Genomic DNA, 20,160 nt, shown 5'->3' on the forward strand with positions numbered 1-20,160 from the left:
GCGAAGTGAGGATTTATTCATGACTTATAAAGTAGAACAAGTTAATGACTGCACAAAAAAATTATCTTTTTCATTCGAAAACTTAGATCTAACTGAACAAATTACTGTTGCTCTTAAAGAGAAACAAAAATCAGTTTCAATCAAAGGTTTCAGAAAAGGTAAAGCGCCAATCGCTATGGTTGAGAAACTATACCGTCCACAGGTTGAAGGTGATGCTCTAAATCGTTTCGTTCAAAAGGAATTATTTGAAGCAATTAATAAAGAAGATCTTAAAGTAGTTGGATACCCTAACTTTGAAAATATGGATTACAAAGATGGAAAGTCTGTATCATTTGATGCAGTAGTTGAAATCTTCCCAACTGTTGAGCTTAAAGATTACTCAAAGCTTTCTTTCACAAAAGATGCTGTTGAAGTAACTGAAGAAGATGTTGAAAAAGTACGTAAGAACTACCTAGCTCCAAGAGCAGAAATGGTAGAAGCTGCTGAAGGTACAGCACTAGCTAATGGACTATTCGCAGTTATGAACTTCGAAGGTGAAAAAGCTGATGGTGAAAAACCAGAAAATATGAAAGGTGAAGAGTACCTTCTAGAGATCGGTTCTGGACAATTTATTCCAGGTTTCGAAGATCAAATGGTTGGTATGAAAGCAGGTGAAAAGAAAACTTTAGAAGTTACTTTTCCATCTGAGTACCACGTAGAAGAGCTTAAAGAAGCAAATGTTAAGTTCCACGTTGAACTTCTAGAAATTAAAGAAAGAAAACTTCCAGATTTTACTGACGAAGTAGCTAAAGAATTAGGATTTGAATCAGTTGAAGATTTCAAAGTAAAAACAAAAGAAAACCTAACTAAGCAAAATGAAAGACAAGCAGCTGAAAAGTTAAACCAAGAAATTCTTGAAAAACTAATCTCTGAAAATAGCTTTGATGTTCCAACTACTATGGTTGCTCAACAAAAAGAACACCTAAAGAATGACCTTGCTAACAACCTTAAGCAACAAGGTTTCACTGAAGATATGCTAGGTGAGTACTTTGAGAAGTGGGCAGGTGACTTAGATGAAAAAGCTCTTTTCCAAGTTAAGTCTGGTCTAATCCTTGATCACCTTGCAAGCAAGTTCGAAGTTGAATCAACAGATGCTGACTTTGATGCAAAAATCGAAGAAAGTGCAAGCCTTTCAGGTCTAACTGCTGACCAAGTAAAAGAATTCTACACAAGAGATGAGCGTATGAAAGCAAACCTTATGTATGCTATCCGTGAAGAAAAAACTTTTGCAAAACTCCACTCAGAATTAAAAATTAAATAATACCTTTGGGCCCGCTTTTAGCGGGCTTTTTAGTTCCGTCTTCAAATTTTTATAAATTCTAATATAATTAATTATATTTATTATAGGAGAGTTTATGAAATATCTTAGTTTCTTATTTGTTTTATCTACCTTAGTAAGTTGTGCTCAACTTGATTACAATATTCCAACTTCTCGTATGGATGGACCTGAGACAACAGGTGGACTAGGACAATTTGATGTCGCAATAGGGGTCGCTAGTGGTTATGATGTTGATCTAGCAGAAGGCTATGATTTTATAATTAGCGGAACAACAACTGATGAGTCTGTAAGTGGACCTGAGCCATTACTTACCTTCAAAGGGAATGTTGGACTCTTGCCAAGACTAGATATTGGCCTACAAACTTATCCTGATACTTCTGACCTATTAAAAGTAAAATATCAATTTATTGGTGGAGATAGAAAGACAGTTGGTTTAAAGATGTCTGTGCAAGGAGAGTTTGGTTTTGGTTATCATGAAGATGGATCTTTAAATACTGATTCAACGGTATATACAACAGATCTAAAGGCCAAGTCTCTAGGAGCTTCGTTAAATATTGGTTACCGTGTGAATCCATCGATGCTATTTTACTTAAATACAGTATTTATGGAATATAAAGTTGATGGAGTTCTTAAAGATGGTGCGACGGTTTCTTATGATGGACAACAGTCTCCAGAAGTTATCTTAGTTCTCCCTGGAGTACGATTTGATTTCGATAGTGCGTATGTTCAAGTGGAGACAGGCTATTCATTTTTAAACTCTTCTTATGAAGATAGAAATTCTGATGATTTCACATATGGTCTAAGTTTAGGTTATACGTTTTAAATAAAGAAAAAGCCGCTGAGAGCGGCTTTTTTTATTCTTGAATTTCATTCATTTCATATATTACGTCGTATTTCTTACCAGTAAAATCTGTCTTCACAATATTTTCACCTTCACAGAAAAAATTTGATGCAGATGCCTTGTATCTTTTCTTTGTATTTGCATCCATTGCATTTAAAGCTAGGTCTACTTTACGACATTCCTTATTTCCTACAATTACTTTTGATACACTTTCAATGTCCATATAGCTTGAACAATAGTAATCAAGGTGAGGAGCGTCTTTTTCAGAAGTTGTGCTGTTAAATCTAATACTATCTAAGTTAGATACACCTCTCATAAGAGTGCGACCAAACTTACTAATATCTTCATTTTTATCGTGGAACTGTTTATAGTCACCTTCAATAACATTAGAATAGAATTTTCCAGTAGCATAACCAGCTTTAATAAACTTTTTACCACTTTTGATTTGCTCTTGTTTTGCAACTCTTAGCATTTCAAAACATTTGTTAAAACTATATCTTTCAGCTTCTTTTACAGAGCCACTTCCTCCACCGCTTAAGATAGACGCCAGTCCATTTCTTAAGTTATTTGACTGAGATGGTGATAGGTTTAAATTCGCAGTTAGGTTATCAAATAGATCTGCTTGGGCCGTAGCGCTTGTCAGTAAAATAGCTGTAAGTAGTAGTCGTTTCATAGGTATTCCTCTTCTCATTTAAAGTGTGATCACAGGAATATTAACGAAAAATGCTGCTCAAATGGTCAAATTTGGAAAATTTACTAGGGGTGTATAGATAATACTCAAGCCCCTAAGGGCTTGAAATTATTAATTATTTTTGGATTTGTGCCTTCATTAGGCGCTCGATTTGTACTCTGTGATCACAGACGATCCAGTCATTTCCAGCACCTCTGCCCATTGGAGCATACTTGTCTTGGTCTATACGGCCTTGATCTAGAAGTTCGTCTTCAACATGAACTCTAACGACTTCACCTGTTACAAATGTTCCAGTTCCTGGCACATCACCGTAGCTTAAAGTATCTCTGAGTTTACATTCAAAATGGATTGGAGATTCTTTCATTCTCTTTGGTGTAACAACTTCAGAATCTAGCTCTGTCAGCTTTGCGAAATCAAATTCAGATTCACCATGAGGTAGTTCAGTTGAACATAGATTTACTTTTTCATAATTATGTTGAGTTACAAAATTTACGACAAATTCTTTTTGACGAAGAATATTCTTAAGAGTGTCTTTTTGTTCACCATCACTTGAACGAATCATTGGAGTGAAGCCTATGATCATTGGATTTGCACTAACTACAGTAAAGAATGAGAAAGGTGCAATATTACTTGATCCATCTTCATTTACAGTTGAAACAACTGCAATCGGTCTTGGAACGACTGATCCTATTAGTAGTTTGTAGTTATCTTTAAAGTCTTGGTTTGTTGTATCAAAAATTGCCATAATTACATCCAGCTTTTCCAGTAGTCTTTGTTTTCATTCTCTTCAAACCATTTTGTTGGTTTTAAGGGATAGCGAGTATCAACCATAACAGCATACTCATCAGTATATAGTTTATCTTCACCAGCTTGAAAGGCCTTTGGGTGTGGCCCATGGTGAACACCTTGAGGGTGGAATGTTAAAGCACCTGCATCGATATTATCGCGAGAGAAGAAGTTTCCTTGGTGATAGAAAAGTACTTCGTCGAAATCAATATTTGAATGATAGAAAGGAACTTTTAAAACTTTATGTTTCTTATCTTCAAGAGGTCTTTCAACAAATGAGCAAACAACAAAGTTCTTTGCTACGAACGTTGTATGTCCCGATGGAGGAACATGGTAGCGATGACTCATAATAGGGCAGATATCATAAATAGAAATCTTCCATGGGTAGACAGATCCCTTCCATCCTTTTGCAGTAAGTGGGTTAAATGGATAGGTGATTGTTGTAATCTCTCCAAGCCTTTTTACTCTAACTTTATATTCCGGCCAATCTTGATCAGAGCCCAGAGCTGCTTCTGGAGTGAACTTTGCTGTTTGGTCATAGAGAGCGTTAGGGCCTAGAAGTCCACGAGATGGTTCTTCAAATTCAGATCGAGATTCAACTTGAAAGAACTTGGCAGCTTGGGAGATTTTAATTGTATATGTTGTACCACGAGGGATGACAATATAGTCACCTTTAACAAATGGAACATAACCATAGATTGTTTCAAAAGTACCGCTACCTTCGTGAACAAAGTAGAGCTCATCAAAGTCGGCATTTCTTAAGAAATAATCAAGTGACTTTGTTAAATGGCCAAGACTTAGTTCACAATCATTATTTGTTAGGATTGCACGAAAATCATCTTGTAGGTCTTTATGACTAAAAAGTGAAGGAAGATTTTTTGGTTTTAAATCACCCGAAATATCAGTCCAGTTAACTGGAGGTTGAGTATGATAGAGTTGACTTACACGACCAAAGAAACCATTACGTCCGTGTTCTTCTTCGTATAAACCTTCTGGAATATCAACATGAGCTTGCTTTGTGTATACACCACTTGCTTTAAAGCTTTCCATTTTATTATCCGTTGCCATTACTTAGTACCTCTTTTTGGTCCTATCTTATTAGTTAGCTTTCCAATTCCTTCAACTTCAAGAGTGATTTCATCTCCTGGTTTTAGCCAGCGATCGATCTCTAGACCACAACCAGTACCAACTGTTCCTGAACCGAAAAGATCCCCTGATAATACCCATTCATCTTGAGAGACGTGAGCTATCATTTGTGCCCAAGTATAGTGAGAATCACCAGAAAAACCTTCTGACCATTTTTCACCATTTACAGTTGCAGTCATTTTAAGATTTGGTTCTTTAAAATCAAACTCATCAAATGTTGTAATAACTGGTCCAATTACTGAACAGAAGTCTTTTCCTTTTGCAGGGCCTAGACGTACGGCCATTTCTTTCTTTTGAATATCACGAGCTGAAATATCATTTAGAATTGTGAATCCAAAAATGTGATCTTTTGCATCTTCTTCGCGAATATTGATACCATCTTTAGCAATGACCATTCCTAGCTCTAATTCGTAATCAAGAATGTTAGTGTAATGTGGCCATAAGACTTCTTGGTTGTGTCCAATAAATCCATGAGTCGGTCCTTTATAGTATGCAGGAATTTCATACCATGCTTCAGGAATTGCCTCGTTTCTTTTTTTGAATCCAGCCGCTACATGTTTTTCATGTGCATAGAAGTCGCGATAGTTAGGGATTTTATCTATTGGTGTTTTTAAATTAATTTCATCAGACTTAAATGCAATTGGAGTCCCATCTTTAAGAGTTAGATCTCCAACTTTTTCTAAGAATAAATATAGTCCGTAACATTCACCAAGAAAGTCGATAGGATCATCTTTTGTTTGAAGAATTTGTAAAAGGGAAGGAGGGCAAGTATGATTTGCTCTTTGCCAAAAGTTAAAATATCCTTCTCTTTCATAGTCACATGCCCAAACATTATTTGGATCGATGACTAGTCCATTATCTAATAAAATACCTAGTCTTGGTTCTGGACGATGAGTTCCATGATTTACATATTGGCAGATTTTCATGCTAAATCCTTTCTGAATCTTTTATTATATGCAGGAAGAATACGATCGAAAGCTTCATAGAAGTGATACATTTCATCCTTTGTTCCTATACTAATACGTACATATTCAGGCATTTCATTTGCAACTAGCTTTCTAATGATAACGCCTTCGTTTAAAAGTTCCTCAAACATGAAGTCACTGGCTTCACTACTTCCTGTTTTAAATGTAACAAAGTTTGTTACAGATTTAATTGGATTGAAGTCTCTATTAGTTAAGTATTCCATTAGTTCGTCATAACGCTTTCGATTATTTCTAAGCGTACGTTCAAGATGTGGACGATCTTCGAGAGCTCCAACGGCACCAAGTTGTCCGATAAGATTTGGCTCAAATGGAAGTTTTACTTTTGTTAAGTATCCAATAAGTTCCGGATGTCCAAAGCCATATCCAACTCGAATACCAGATAGGCCATAAGCTTTAGAAAAAGTTCTAAGAGTTAGAACATTATCATAGCGATAGTTCATAGAATCTGGATAATCATCTTGTTCTTGGGCAAATTCAAAATATGCTTCATCTAGAATAACAAGAACGTGAGAAGGAACGTACTTCATAAGGTAGTCGAACTCTTCTTTTGTAATATATGTACCTGTTGGATTATTTGGATTTGCAATATAGATAACTTTTGTCTTCTCAGTAATGTTATCTGCAAGAGCTTTTACATCAAAGCGATAATCTTTAGTAAGAGGAACTTTGTTAAGCTTTGCTCCAACACTTCGAGCTAGAATATAGAAACCAATGAACGTGTTGTCACAAGTTAAGACCTCATCTTCAGGCTTAAGAAATGCACGAGCAATATATGCCATGATTCCTTCAGATCCATTTCCTAAGATAATATTCTCAAGTTTAAGATCATACATTTCAGCTAGCTTAGACTTTAGTGCATAAGCATGCATATCTGGATAGCGATGTAGATCCCAAAGACCACGAGTCATTTCACGAATTGCAAAAGGTGATGGCCCTAGTGGGTTTTCATTCGAAGCTAGTTTTGAAACTTTTGTCAGTCCCTTTTCTCTAACAACTTCATCAATTGGTTTACCGGCCTGGTATACTTGTAGCTTTTTTAAGTACTCTGGTACGAGATCTTTATGATGCATCACTCTTCCTGTTTCATATTTTAGTTAAATTAAATTTGAGAAATTCTATCGTTTTTATGGCCGATTGAATAGTTTTGGTCGTTGCATCATGTATATAGGGCCGAGATGAATTAGACTTACTGTATTATGAGTAATTATCACTTTGGACAATTTACAACTGAACACCTCGAGCTTATTCAAGAGGGACTTAACTTATTTAATACTGGTCATTACTGGATGTGTCATGAGGTTGTCGAAGACCTGTGGATGGATGCAATGGGAGACAATGCGCGTTATGTGTATTGGGTTGTTATTCAACTGGCCACTGCACTATATCATCATGAGGATGACAATCTTAATGGAGCAAGTGGGATGGTCAATAAGGCCAAAGGTAAAATTGACTTCATTGAAAAAAATCATGTGGAGTCGGATATAATGGATAGATACTTAGACTGGCAAAATTTAAAAAGTATTGTGAAGGCCATTCCGCAAAAGCCTACTTTAAATGACTTTTCAAAGTTAAAAACTTTTAAATTTCCAGTTCAAAATTAAATGGAGTAGTAATGATTGGAAAGCTTCCATATTTCTTTTTTCGTTCAATGAATATCTTAAAGGCAGATAAGAAAATTATTTTAATTGCACTTTGTCCGGTTCTAATTGGTTTCATCCTTTATTACTCTTTGGGACATTATGCCTTTAGCGAAGTTTCCGCTTGGGGGCATGGATATATAAATGAAAAGTACCCTGAGCAGGGTTGGGTGAGCACTGTATTTTCAGGAGTTCTCATTATTCTTTTAGGAGTAATTATTAACTGGACGTTCTTTATCGTTGTCTCAGTCATTGCTTCACCTTTTAATGATATGCTCAGTTCAAGAGTTGAGATGATTTATAAGCTTCAAAAAGAGAGCACTGATACTTTTACGCAAACGATGAAACGACTACCAAGTATTCTTATGAATGAACTAAAGAAGATTGGTGTTATTGTCGTTTTATCAATTATCAATATTGGTATAGGCTTCTTTTTTCCTCCAATCACATTTGTATTAGGGGGATTAATTCTCGCTATTTCATTTATTGATTATTCATGGTCAAGAAATAACCTAACTTTTGCAGAATGTGTTGGTGATATTAAGTCAGGCTTTCTACCTTATTTACTAGGTGGAGTTGGTTTTATGATTCTTATATCAATACCTTTACTAAACTTATTCTTTCTTCCTTTAGCTGTTGTGTTCTTCACAGTTATCTATTGTGAACTAAGAGTTAAGGAGATAGCTTCAAGTGAAGAAGTTCCTACTAAGGGTTAAGGGAGATGAAGCAGAAATAGCTTCAATCCTGCCTGTTGTAAATGCCATTATTAATGAGCACGAGGACAATCAAGTTGCAATTGTTTACACAGATGCAACTCAAATTGATGACTTCTGGTTACCTGAAAGGTGTTGGGCCTACTCAATTTCAAAGAAAGAAACTGAATCAATGTTTGCAGCACATAAGTTTGCAGCAAATTTACATGAAGTTTTTAATACTGATTACTATATTGATTATGTGAATGATATGTACTCTGCTGTCCTTGGCCTGGCCTTTAGGGCCAATGTAAAGATTGGTTTACAAGGTGGACCAAAGAGCTTTTTTTATCAAGTATCACTACCTGAATATAGCGGTGAATATTTAGATGAAAAGAAAATGAGCGCATTAAAGGCGGTAGAAGGAAACTTTAAGAATGCTAATATCGACCACGCTTTCACACATCAGAGAATTTCAAATATATTTATCTGTTATCCACATAAGTATGATGTTGAATTTGTTGAAAGAATGAATTTTCTTGCTGAATGTTTACCAACTTTAAAGCTTCATGGTTATATTCCAAGTGAATCAGTGGAAGGTTATGATGGGGTTAAGGTAAGTAAAAGAATTAGTTTATTTAGTGAATCACCAAATATACTTCGTCGTCGAATTGATGAATTTGATGCAGTTATAACCAAATCACTAGCAACAGCGCAAATGAGTCGTAATCGAGGACAATTGGCCTTACTCGTTGGAGACGAAGAGCTTACAATACCTGAATGGAAGCACATGCCGGAGACAATTGGTCGCCTATGTTTTAGTGGTTCTACATTACTCTCTTATGGTATCAGTGAGTTAATTCAGCTTAAAACTTTTCCGGATTTAGAAGACTATATAGTTAATTATCAGTCACTTAGACTTGTTCCATAGACGTAAAAATGCCTTATTTGCGAGGCCGCTCGATTGTTGCTAAAATAAATCTATGGTGGCCGCAAAAGATCTTACATTTGCACCTTTTGAAATCGTTTCAGTAGAAGTGGAAGATATAAAGTCGTTGGCCCGAATCTATGTGGATTGTTTTTGGGAAAATTACAAAGGCATTCTGTCTAAAGACTATCTCTATTCATTAAAGTATTCTGATATACAACAAAATTGGGAAAGAAAAATTCCTCGTCGTCCAACAGAAGGGGGAACATTTGTTTTCCATGCTCCTGATGGAGATGTTGTTGGCTTTATTGATTACGGACCTGCTCGTGAGCATGAACATGGTATCCCTGGTGAAATCTATGATTTTTATATTTTAAAGAAATATCAAAAAGCAGGAATGGGGCAAAAGCTATTTGATGCTGTCTTAAAAGATTTTAAAAATCGTGGCTACGATTGTTTCTATTTGTGTACTTTTAAAAACAATCCCTCAAAAGGTTTCTTTATAAAAAATGGTGGCAAGGTTTTAAAGGAGTCTCCATTTGAGTTTAATGGAGAGATTTACCAAGAAGAATATTTTTACTTTGATCTATAAAAAAAGGCCCTCGTCGAGGGCCTTCTTATTATGCTTTGAATTGTTCGATTTGTTCTTTAAGTGAATTTAGCTTCTCTTCAAACTCACTTGCTTTTTGTCTTACCTCAACAACAACTTCTTCTGGTGCATTGGCCATGAATTTATCGTTATTAAGTTTCTTACCAATTTTTTCAAATTCTTTTTGAGTCTTATCAAAGTCTTTTTCAAGACGTTTGATTTGAGCATCAAGATCAATGACTCCATCAAGTTTTAAAAAGATATCAGTGTGAGTCGTTGCCTTCATAATGCACTTTTTAGGATTATCACTAGACTTAGCTGCTATTGTTACATCTTTTGCACGAGCAAGATCTTGCATTCCTGCCATATTGTCGGCAAAGTACGAAGATGCTTCTTCATCATCAGTTAAAAGTGCAACTTCAACTTCATCTTTAGGTTTGATATTGACTGATTGTCTTAGGAAGCGAATTCCTGAAACAACTTCAATAAACTTATTCATCTTAACTTGTTCACTAGGGTAGTTAAGAGCTGCATCGTATTCAGGATATTCAGCTGAGATTAGTAGATCTTCACTATCTTCTTTTAAATAACCCCAAAGCTCTTCTGTAATGAAAGGAGTAATTGGGTGTAGAAGAGCAGTAATTTTTCTAAAACAGTATTTAAGAACAGTCGCTCTTTGAACTTTGGCAGCTTCGTCTTCACCGTTAAGTGTGTTTTTTGAAAGTTCGATAAACCAAGAACAGAATTTGTCGTATACGAATGAGTACACTTCAGAACAAGCGTCATCGTAGCGGAAAGCATCGAGAGACTCATTAACAATTTTAGACGTATCGTTAAGCTCTGATAGAATCCATTTTTCTTGATCATCAAGATTTGTAGGAAGATCTTTTTCAGCAAGCTCTAAGAATGGTGAGATGAAACGGAAAGCATTCCAAATCTTATTAATGAAGTTTCTGTAACCAGCGATTCTTTCAGGGTCTAGGTTGATAGCACGGTTATAACCTGAACCAGCAGCTAGAGTAAAACGGAATGCGTCTGCGCCATATTGCTCTACCATCTCTAGAGGATCAATACCGTTACCAAGAGACTTACTCATCTTACGACCGAGCTTATCTCTTACGATTGCGTGAATATAAACCTTATCGAATGGAACTTGGTTAGAGAATTTAGTTCCCATCATCATCATTCTAGCAACCCAGAAGAAGATAATATCGAAACCTGTAATTAGAACAGAAGTCGGGTAGAACTTATCAAATCCTCTCTGCTCCATTCTTTCCTTATTTGGCCAACCTAGTGTCGACATTGGCCATAGTCCCGATGAGAACCAAGTATCAAGAACGTCAGGGTCTTGAGTGTATTCTTTTGCACTACACTTTGGACATGATTCTGGCTCTAGAGCTTCATCGGCCCATTGGTGCTCACAAGTTGTACAAGTAAATACTGGAATTCTGTGTCCCCATAGAAGTTGACGAGATACACACCAGTTCTTTGGTTCACGTAACCACGAGAAGTAAGTATTCTCCCATCCCTTCGGATAGAAACGAGTTGTATCATCTTCTACTTTTGCAACGGCTTCTGCCGCCATATCTGTAACGTTTACGAACCATTGTTTAGAGATCATTGGCTCAATAACAACACCAGATCTTTCACCGTGACCAACTTGGTGCACATGTTTTTCTTCTTTTACAAATAGTTCTAGTTCTTTTAATTTTTCAATAACACCCTTACGAGCTTTCTTACAAGGAAGTCCTTGCCACTCAAGACCGTGCTCATTAAGAGTACCGTCTAGGTTTAGGATATTAATGATTTCAAGATTGTGTCTCTTTCCAATTTCAAAGTCATTGAAGTCGTGCCCTGGAGTAACTTTAAGACAACCTGTTCCTTTTTCAATATCAACGTGCTCGTCACCAACGATTGGTACTTCACGGTTACATAGTGGAACGATTGCTTTCTTACCTATAAGGTGAGCAAATCTTTCATCATTTGGATTAACAGCAACGGCCGTATCTCCAAGTAGTGTTTCAGGTCTTGTTGTTGCAACTTCTAATTTAATATCACTATCTTTAACAGAGTAGAGGATGTGATAGAAGGCACCGTTAACTTCTTTGTGATCAACTTCTGCATCAGAAATAGCTGATTGAAGTTTTGGGTCCCAGTTAACAATATAGTCTGATTGATAAATTAGACCTTCATTATAAAGAGTTACGAAAGCGCGTCGTACGGCTTCGTTCGCTTCTGGATCCATTGTAAACATTGAGTAATCCCAGTCACAACTTGCACCCATAACTCTTTGTTGGTTAGCGATAACGCCACCGTATTGCTCTTTCCACTCCCAGATCTTCTTTAAGAAGTCTTCACGAGAGTAGTCGTGCTTAGTTTTCTTTTCTTCATTCCAAATTAGCTCCTCAACTTTTGATTGAGTTGCAATACCTGCGTGATCCATACCTGGAAGGAAAAGAGTCTCATAACCTTTCATTCTTTTAAAACGAATTAGGGCATCTTGAGTAGTGATATCAAGAGCGTGACCTGCGTGAAGAATTCCTGTGACGTTTGGAGGTGGCATGATGACGCAAAAAGACTCACCAGTCTTTCCTGCTTTAGGAGCAAAGTATTTCTCATTTTCCCATTTTTGGTACCACTTCTTCTCTACATCATTTGAGCTATATGTCTTAGGTAGCTCATCGAAATTTCTTGTCACAATTTCTTCCTTTTTTCGATTTAACTAATTGAAATTATATATCATAGGATACACGTTATTTCTTTTAAAAATAGATGGGTAAATAGTTGAAATCCCCAAAAAGTACACGTCAACTTTAAGCTTATTCCCAGTTTTCGACTGGCTCAGGAAGCTCTTACGGAGCCTTGTAATCCGGGTCTTTGTCGGGCGCGTTATTGAAGAGAAGTTGATCAACTTGTCTTCTGGCCTTAATGAGATCAATGTCATTTATTGAAATATAAGAGATATCATTTTCTTTCTTATGTGAAGAGGCAGTTATGCTTAAGTTACGATTTAGTGAGTTTAAGATTTCTAGGTTTGTGTCTAGTAAAGTTGCGTTACGAAGTGAGCTAGGTTTTCTTAAAGTATCTATCCAGTATTGAAGATAACTAATACGATTCATAAACTCTTTTAGTTCAGGAGAGATCTTTACATCACGATTTTTTATATAGTTGTTGTATTCTCTTAAATTTCTATTTGTTAATAACTCACCAATATCTTTTAAAATTTTATTTGAAATATATTTTGAAAATGGAAGTGTTGTTTCTATCGACTTTATATTTTGATCGATTTCGTTATAAAGTTTTTGAGAAATATTGATATGCTCATACTTCTTGCTAAGTCTCGTATTCAATATTGAATTTAAAATGATTAATTCGATAAAATCATTATCAATAGGTGAAGTAAGATTTTTACTAAATTCGACAATATATTCTTGATTGATTTTGCTATTGATATAAAGCTCTACTACTAAGTCTTTAAGTACTGGGCTTAGACTAGGTGAAAACTTAAGTTCTTGCTCAGTAGGAGCAGTGGCAAAAATAGTAAATGTGAACAAAAGGATGATTAGGTATTTCATAGTTTCGACTTTATCTCTTTATCAATACTAAATTTACCTTCCTTATTTCTTAGAAGATAAATTTTGTCTTTGTATGGGACGAGGATCGATTTATTATGTAGAACGATATTTGAAACATAATTCAAGTCTGTTCTTTGTCTTAATTTTTTATCTTCTAAATTGTAAGAAACGATTTCTCTTTGGTTAAAGAGATTCGAATTTTCGCTTTTTAAAGTTAGGATAAAGAATAACTCATTTTGCTGAATATTGAGATTGTATCCTGGTCCACTTTGAAGATTGATAAGGGGAGAGCGTTTCGTAAAATCAACTCGACCTTTTTCAATCTCAACGAGATCAATATATGGATTTTCGCCAAGAGATGATTCTAGAATGAAGACTTTCGAATCAGAGCTTTCTAAGCTTATAATTTTATCTGTTTTATCATATTGATGAAGGAGGTATTTCTTTTTAGAGCGATTATTGTAAATATTTATATTACTCTTAAGTTCTCGGTCCTTATCTGTGTAATAAATAAGACTATCATCAAAAATTTCTACTTCACTTAGGTGTAGAATATCCTTTGTCACTAGGGGGATCGAAAAACGATCAAGATTATTCTTTAGATTTACAATTTCTATAAAGAGACTTCCTTCATCCTCTCTAGTGTACGAAATATAATTACTCTTAGAGTGAAATTTAGGAAAGCTCCCTTTTCCAACAAAGTCGAGCTGATTCTTTTTAATATTATAAAAATAAATTTCGGCTTCTGTAATATAAGAGAAATCTTTAAAGTGGTTTTCTTTAACACTTATAATATAAAGTTCTTCGTTTGCTTTGATAACATCAAACTCGCTATCAGTTTTTTTCTCCAAAACGGTATTTGCGCGATTCTTTGCGGAGTATGCGATAGCATTCTTTCCCTTTAGATAGAATGTAATACCGTTCAAGTCATCATACTTTAAGTTATGAACATTTTGTCTTGTTGTTAGCTCTAGTAGAGCTGTTTTAGAAAGAACACTCGTTGCTAATAAAGAAGAAATTATAAGCTTATTTATTTTAGTAAAGGCCATATAACTCCCAATTCTTTAAAGGACTTAAAGTAGAGTAGCGTGATAGTGCGGTAAAAGCATTTGCCCATAAAACAGATCGTGGTGAGCTAATGTCATCGAGTGCACTTCTAAAGCTTAGGTAGGTATTGTTATTAATTTCTTTATAACCATCAATAATAAATGGCATAGGTGTACAAATACCAATTTTTCTAAGTTGGTAATGAGAAGGATAGATATCTTCAGCACACCCTTGGCCGTGGATAATTCCATTCTTCTTATTATCTAAAAAGAATTTTAATGACGTTAGTGAATTAATCTCTTGTTCTTTAATATTTAGAACAGAGAGAATTCGTGAATGAATGTCAGCATCAGAAGAGTTGTACTTCGTTTTAAAGTAATCGAATGAGAGTGATCCTTCACTCCATATCTCTAGTGCTTTACGGTTATCAATCATTACATTGTACTTACAACTCTGAGAACGGCATGCTAATTCTTGAGGAACAACCCAGCAACCAGCTTTATATTTTAAGCGAAGAGGATTAAATTGTTTTTTCGACACTTGCTCGCACTTTATTCTACTCGTGACAATTTTCGTTTGAAAAAGAGCATTGGCAACAACCATGTTTAAAGCATTGTAATTCTCTTTTGAATTACCTGGAATGAAAGGTAAGCATTTCTTCCCATCGTTAGAATTGTAACAAATACTAAGTGGCCACTTTTCTTCTTCTCCTGACTCTAGATAAAGTCCATAGATCTTTTCATAAGATGGGAAAACACAGTCTTTACTCTTTAGGTCGTTGGTCGCGAAATGTTTGATAACTCGCGCACCATTGATGATGGCGTAGTTTCCAATATTCCTTGGGCAATCATTGTAATTATTTTTTAGACGCGAAATTTTTAAAGTTTCAGAAATTTCGTTACAACTAGGCATAGGATAGAGAACTGTGCCTGTCGCTGGACCTTGAGTCATGCATCGGCTAGGTTCATTTCTTAAGAGCGAGATACACTTCAAATAATCTAGTTCTTCCATTTTATCTTCAGGTGTTGTTTTACCCAAAATATTTCGACATCGAACTTCAATATGATCTGGCGATTTTTGTTTATTAATAATTAAAGACCAAAAGTCTTGCTTGGAATAATTTTTACAAAATAGTTCTTCACGACTTAGATTACTGCAAAAGTTTTTGAAGTATAAAATATCACGATCATTAATTTCATCAGTATATGTCTTAGATTGACGCCTTAGAGAATTGATATAACTTCTCTCAGAAATACTCAGTGAATTATCTCTCAATCTTTCACCAAGTTTACCTGCTAGCTCTATGGTGTAAGGAGCACTACAGATATGATCAATATTAATATTACTCTTTAGGTCTTTGTATTGATCGAGGCATTGCGTTTGATTACGAGGAAATTTTGGAGTCAACTTTGTGAATGTATCTTTTAAGAGACCTTTTTCAAAGAGGCGAGACTGCTTGAATGATAGGCGACAATTACTCTTGTAGTAATGAGCAAGAAAGGCATCAATAGGAACTAGGGCCGTTGATGTCGAACTATCTGATGTTATACTCGCTTCAACATTAAGAAGTGGTTGGTTGTTAATTCTAATAAGACGATTTTTTAGGAGTGTATATATTGAACACTTATTAACATGAAATAATTCTTTATAGTCTTGTTCACTATAGAGAAGGATTGCATTTAACTGTCTCTTAGATAACTCGATTTTTTCTTCATCTTTGAAATTTTGTCTAAACGAAACTTTATCGCTTGGCGGATTTAGAATCTTCTCGTTAATTTCACTCTGAAAAGTTTTTAACTTTTCTTCAAATGTTTCTAATAAACTAGTTTGATTTTCTTGAGTGTTTTGGGCGAGTATTTGATTTTGAAAAAAGCTAGGCCCAGCTAGAACTGAGCCTAGTATAATTGATTTAATCGATAGTTTTTGCAAGGATTGAAGCAACGTCTTCAATCTCAAGGTTTTCAGTACCTGTTTTTTCGCTAATTCCACCCTTAAAGTTTATCATACAGAAAGAGCAGGCCGTAGCTAATTTATCAACTTTCTTTTCACCTACATGCTCAAGGCGTCCAGCAGCTAAATCAGTACCAGCTTCAACTTCGTACCACATATTACCACCACCCATTCCGCAGCATAGGGCAGTATCTTCTTTCTTATCCATTTCTTTGATCTCAACACCTGCTGCCTTTAGGATTTCTCTTGGAGCATTGTATTCACCGTGGTGGCGACCAAGGTAACATGGATCATGGAAAGTAAGATTTTCTTCAACTTTCTTTTCTGGTTTTAGTTTCCCAGAACGTAGTAGGTCAGCAAGAAGTTCAGTGTGGTGAACTGTAGTAAAGTCACCATCATCAAATTTAGCGTATTCCTTACCAATCGTATGTAGACAGTGTGGACAGTGAGTTACAACTTTATCAAAGTCGTATTGTCTCATATTTGCAATATTTTCAATCGCAATTTCAAAGAATGAGTACTCATCACCAAAGCGTCTGATTGGGTCACCATTACATTTTTCAGTTTTCCCCATAACAGCAAATGAAACACCTGCTTTCTTTAGAAGCTTAACTGTATCTTGAACAACCTTTTGGTTAGAAGCATCGTATGAACCAGCACAACCAACATAGTAAAGGTAATCAACTTTTTTACCAGCTTCGATTACTGGAACATCAAGACCGTCTGCCCATTTGAAACGATCATCTTGAGAGATTCCCCAAGGGTTTCCGTTGATTTGTACTTTTTGAACTGCCGTTGCAGCGTCAGCTGGAATCTCTCCAAGTGTAAGAGTTTTGTATCTCTTTGCACCCATGATGATATCCACGTGCTCAATATTTGCTGGACACTCTTCCATACAAGCACCACAAGTAGTACATGAGTCTAGTTCAATTGATGAGTATATTGAGTTTTCCCAGAAGTCAGCGTCAGTTTCACCTTTTGCTGCCGTTTCAAAAGCAAGATCACGTGCTTTTGTAATAATCTTTTTAGGATCCAGAGGTCTTTCTGCAAGGTTAGCAGGACATACTTGCGTACAACGTCCACACTCAACACAAGCTAGAAGGTCTAGTTTATTTTTAAGACTAAGTTCTGAAATTTTCCCAAGTCCGAAAGTCTCAGCAGTTTCATCTTCAAAGTTCATTGGCTCAAGTACGGCACCACGTCTTGGCGGAGTAACTAGGGCAGCAAATGGAAGTACAAAGATGTGAGAGAATTTAGTTGTTCCACATGCAGCTACAAATAGCATTGTATTTGCCATGTGAACCATCCACATTGCACGATATGAATATGCCCAAACCTGTTCTGAAAGAGGAATCTTAGTAAAGATTGAAGCTAGCGCCCAACCAACTGGTGACCACGTTGCTTCTCCAACAGGCATACCTGTACCCATGATTCTTACACCTTCAATTAGGTATCCAAGAACAACAAGGCAGATAAGCATAGCGTACATAAATAATTCTTGCTTTGGTCTCGTTGCTTGAAGGTAAGAAGGTCTATCAATATATCTTCTTTTGTAAGCAAGGCCAATACCTGCAAGAACCATTAATCCGGCCATGTCGGCCAGGAAAGAGATTACGATATAAACAGGTCCTTTGTAGATTTTAAAAGGAGTGTCAGCGTGAATTGCAACAAGGTCTGTAGCAATCCATAGAATAACAAATCCCCAAAAGATTAGACCGTGGAAAAGAGCTACGTTTCTAAAACGTGGTACTTTACCAGTAAGAAGCATTGTTTTGAAGAATGATCCCCAGTTTAACTTCTCTGGTAAAAGGTCCTTTAGGCCCTTGATAGCATCAATACCTTTTTTTCCAGTGATAAATTGAATTTTTTGATACAGACCTTTGAACATAACAAAGACTGCTGCAAAAAATAGAATGTACATGACAACCTTAAACGAGAATGGAATATTCCAAAAAATTTCTCGCGTGGCGGCATCAAGAGTTTGATTCATTTCTTCCCTCGCTTACTTTTTAAACGTGAATATTAATTTTAATAATTTCAATCCTATATATATGATAATATATCATAAGAATCCCTATTTAATGAGTCGGAAATTATGATGTACGATAAAAAAAACTTAATATTTTTATTACTTCTCGGAATATTTTTTTCATGTTCAAGAGTTAATACTATTAACTTAAAAAAACATTCGTTTAATAACTATCCTCAAAACCTAATTTTTATTCAGATACCTGGCCTAAGTGAAGAGCATATGGGCTATTTGCACTTTAAGAACTTAAATTATACAGCAAAGACTGAGCTCGAAAATTATGCGTGTTTCGGTAAAATGTGGTCGTATAATATGATGACGATTACTCCAAGTGTTGAGGATCAATTACTAGCACAGATTAACGGTTACGGTTTGGCTAACCAAACATGTGAAAAATATCAAAGAAAGTCTCTTTGGGATGTATTTGTAAACTCGGGCTATAGTAACTCTGTTATCTATCGCGGTGAATCTCCTAACTTAGCTGCTATTAATAAGTGTAATGCTAATTTTTACCAAAATACTCGATTATTTATCTCAGGTGGAAAGGCCGTAAAAGAAAGCAAGGCATTTCACTTTCAAAAGTCGAGTGATTATAAAGTTGGTGAAATTTATAGTGATCAATCATGTCGTGGACAAAAGTGTTTTTCGAATACGATGAATCTATTTGAGCATGTCTTTGATTCAATGAATGATTCTAATCGTAGGTTTGTTAATATCGTAGACTACGACCTTTATAAAATTTTGAAAAAGCAGGATGCAAAAGAATTTGCAAAGTATATGTCTTACCTTAATAATTTCCTGACCCAAGTAAGAAAGAAAGTAAGCTCGACAAACGATTACTTAATCGTTGTAAGTTCTGTTTCACCTAAGGCCATCGATTGGCGTAAAGTTAATAGTAAGTGGAAATCAATTTCAATAGCTTCTAATAAAGATTCTCAACTGATGGCCCCAGTTTGGGCAGATGGTGCACTTGCGGAAAATTTTTGTGGAATTTACTTAGAGTCTGATTTGAACAGCCGCTTCTTCTGGAGATCAGAAGAAACGACTCTGCCATTTTAGTGAAGGCTAAGAATACTTGAAACTTCTTCTTTTGTGATTAGATAGGCTGTTTTGCAGTAATCACATTTTGTTTCAATTGAAGCATCGTTGTGGAATACATCTGCAAATCCACTTGAGCGAACGACGCCTGCTACACCTGTAACCATGCGGTCGCGAGAGCAGTTACATTTGAATTTAATTTCTGTCGACTTTAAGAAATCAAAATCAAGTCCTTCAAATGCTTTTTGAATTTCGCTTTCTTCATTTAGAGCTTGTTTGAAAATATTATGAAAGCTTGTTTCATTTTGTTTGATATAGTCTTTCAGGCTCAACGACTCGACAATCTCTTCTTTATCTACATTGACTTCAGGAAGCTTCGTTACAAGCATTACCTGGTCACTATCATCGCTAATGATAATTTTTGATTTCATTTGATATGATTTATCAAAAAAGTCATTCATAATTTCTTTAATTGAGCGGTTCTCAACATTGATAATACTCGAATAAGGAGTCTTGCTATATGGAAATTGCTTTACTGTTCTAAGCTTTCCTGTAATTTTTTCTGGTATTGTTGGGAGCTCTTCTGGGAAGATTAGTGTTCTAAAAAAACCAGACTGATTCATTTCTAACTTGTAGCGAAAGTAAGGAGAGTCTGAATCAATAAAGATTCCCATATTTTCTTGAGGCTTTAGAAAATTAATTAGAGGTAGTATTGAAAGTGTGCAATCTCTAAAAAATCCAAAACCTTGATTATTGACACTGTGAATAAGTGCAAGATCATGAATAACTTTTTGACCTTCTAGAAAAGAAATTGCGAAGGTTTTCTCTTTATTAATGAAGTTGAATAGACGGCTTTCTTTAATCACAGTAAAATTCTCCTTGTAGGCGCTTTATATATCGTTTTTTG

The 20,160-nt window shown here is 35.6% G+C and carries 18 protein-coding genes; 7 read left to right on the forward strand and 11 right to left on the reverse strand.

Features of this window, described 5'->3' with window-relative positions:
* Positions 1–19 precede the first annotated feature (19 nt).
* Together tig and ABMA70_RS10540 are read left to right on the forward strand one after the other, a co-directional pair.
* Complete coding sequence (gene tig, locus ABMA70_RS10535; protein ID WP_103217589.1) at positions 20–1,300, forward strand: trigger factor; 1,281 nt, start codon at positions 20–22, stop codon at positions 1,298–1,300.
* 94 nt (positions 1,301–1,394) lie between these two features.
* Positions 1,395–2,141, forward strand: a complete 747-nt coding sequence (locus ABMA70_RS10540; protein ID WP_392993632.1) for a hypothetical protein — start codon at positions 1,395–1,397, stop codon at positions 2,139–2,141.
* Positions 2,142–2,172: 31 nt separating this feature from the next.
* Here ABMA70_RS10540 and ABMA70_RS10545 read toward each other — a convergent pair whose 3' ends face one another.
* From ABMA70_RS10545 to hisC, 5 genes are all read right to left on the reverse strand, one after another.
* A complete protein-coding gene (locus ABMA70_RS10545) occupies positions 2,173–2,832 on the reverse strand; it encodes a hypothetical protein (RefSeq protein ID WP_103217591.1) in 660 nt (219 codons plus the stop codon).
* A 133-nt stretch (positions 2,833–2,965) separates the two neighbouring features.
* Positions 2,966–3,595, reverse strand: a complete 630-nt coding sequence (locus ABMA70_RS10550) for a flavin reductase family protein (protein ID WP_392993628.1) — start codon at positions 3,593–3,595, stop codon at positions 2,966–2,968.
* Positions 3,596–3,597: 2 nt separating this feature from the next.
* Positions 3,598–4,704: a homogentisate 1,2-dioxygenase gene (locus ABMA70_RS10555; RefSeq protein ID WP_392993625.1), complete on the reverse strand. Its 1,107-nt coding sequence runs from the start codon at positions 4,702–4,704 to the stop codon at positions 3,598–3,600.
* Complete coding sequence (locus ABMA70_RS10560; RefSeq protein ID WP_103217593.1) at positions 4,704–5,708, reverse strand: fumarylacetoacetate hydrolase family protein; 1,005 nt, start codon at positions 5,706–5,708, stop codon at positions 4,704–4,706. Before ABMA70_RS10560 ends, ABMA70_RS10555 begins: the two co-directional genes overlap by 1 nt.
* Positions 5,705–6,838 (reverse strand): histidinol-phosphate transaminase, encoded by a 1,134-nt coding sequence (hisC, locus tag ABMA70_RS10565; RefSeq protein WP_103217594.1) that lies wholly within the window; start codon positions 6,836–6,838, stop codon positions 5,705–5,707. Before hisC ends, ABMA70_RS10560 begins: the two co-directional genes overlap by 4 nt.
* Positions 6,839–6,964: 126 nt before the next feature.
* Between hisC and ABMA70_RS10570 the strand changes: the two genes are divergently transcribed.
* Genes ABMA70_RS10570 through ABMA70_RS10585 form a run of 4 tightly spaced genes read left to right on the forward strand, consistent with a single transcriptional unit; the run spans position 6,965 to position 9,617 of the window.
* Entirely contained in the window at positions 6,965–7,369 is a 405-nt protein-coding gene (locus ABMA70_RS10570) for a DUF309 domain-containing protein (RefSeq protein WP_103217595.1), read from the forward strand.
* Between the two features lie 11 nt (positions 7,370–7,380).
* Positions 7,381–8,121, forward strand: coding sequence for an EI24 domain-containing protein (locus ABMA70_RS10575; RefSeq protein ID WP_103217596.1), 741 nt, complete (start codon positions 7,381–7,383; stop codon positions 8,119–8,121).
* The gene (locus ABMA70_RS10580; RefSeq protein ID WP_392993621.1) at positions 8,096–9,028 is read left to right on the forward strand and encodes a hypothetical protein; all 933 of its coding nucleotides are present in this window, start codon (positions 8,096–8,098) and stop codon (positions 9,026–9,028) included. Before ABMA70_RS10575 ends, ABMA70_RS10580 begins: the two co-directional genes overlap by 26 nt.
* 52 nt (positions 9,029–9,080) lie before the next feature.
* Complete coding sequence (locus tag ABMA70_RS10585) at positions 9,081–9,617, forward strand: GNAT family N-acetyltransferase (protein WP_103217598.1); 537 nt, start codon at positions 9,081–9,083, stop codon at positions 9,615–9,617.
* Between the two features lie 28 nt (positions 9,618–9,645).
* Here ABMA70_RS10585 and ABMA70_RS10590 read toward each other — a convergent pair whose 3' ends face one another.
* From ABMA70_RS10590 to ABMA70_RS10610, 5 genes are all read right to left on the reverse strand, one after another.
* A complete protein-coding gene (locus tag ABMA70_RS10590) occupies positions 9,646–12,312 on the reverse strand; it encodes a valine--tRNA ligase (RefSeq protein ID WP_392993618.1) in 2,667 nt (888 codons plus the stop codon).
* Between the two features lie 154 nt (positions 12,313–12,466).
* Positions 12,467–13,189 (reverse strand): hypothetical protein, encoded by a 723-nt coding sequence (locus ABMA70_RS10595; protein WP_392993615.1) that lies wholly within the window; start codon positions 13,187–13,189, stop codon positions 12,467–12,469.
* Positions 13,186–14,238 (reverse strand): hypothetical protein, encoded by a 1,053-nt coding sequence (locus ABMA70_RS10600; RefSeq protein WP_103217601.1) that lies wholly within the window; start codon positions 14,236–14,238, stop codon positions 13,186–13,188. Before ABMA70_RS10600 ends, ABMA70_RS10595 begins: the two co-directional genes overlap by 4 nt.
* Positions 14,225–16,186, reverse strand: a complete 1,962-nt coding sequence (locus ABMA70_RS10605) for a hypothetical protein (RefSeq protein ID WP_392993612.1) — start codon at positions 16,184–16,186, stop codon at positions 14,225–14,227. Before ABMA70_RS10605 ends, ABMA70_RS10600 begins: the two co-directional genes overlap by 14 nt.
* Positions 16,146–18,176, reverse strand: coding sequence for a heterodisulfide reductase-related iron-sulfur binding cluster (locus tag ABMA70_RS10610; protein WP_392993610.1), 2,031 nt, complete (start codon positions 18,174–18,176; stop codon positions 16,146–16,148). Before ABMA70_RS10610 ends, ABMA70_RS10605 begins: the two co-directional genes overlap by 41 nt.
* Positions 18,177–18,437: 261 nt before the next feature.
* On the opposite strand from ABMA70_RS10610, the gene ABMA70_RS10615 reads away from it, so the two are divergent.
* On the forward strand, positions 18,438–19,274 hold the full coding sequence (locus ABMA70_RS10615) for a hypothetical protein (protein ID WP_146037826.1): 837 nt from the start codon (positions 18,438–18,440) through the stop codon (positions 19,272–19,274).
* On the opposite strand, the gene ABMA70_RS10620 is transcribed toward ABMA70_RS10615, so the two are convergent.
* Positions 19,271–20,119 (reverse strand): Hsp33 family molecular chaperone HslO, encoded by an 849-nt coding sequence (locus ABMA70_RS10620; protein WP_392993608.1) that lies wholly within the window; start codon positions 20,117–20,119, stop codon positions 19,271–19,273. The two genes, ABMA70_RS10615 and ABMA70_RS10620, sit on opposite strands and share 4 nt — an antisense overlap.
* Positions 20,120–20,160: the final 41 nt, after the last annotated feature.

Origin of the sequence: Halobacteriovorax sp. XZX-3 (assembly GCF_043196495.1) — a bacterium.
Lineage (GTDB): Bacteria > Bdellovibrionota > Bacteriovoracia > Bacteriovoracales > Bacteriovoracaceae > Halobacteriovorax_A.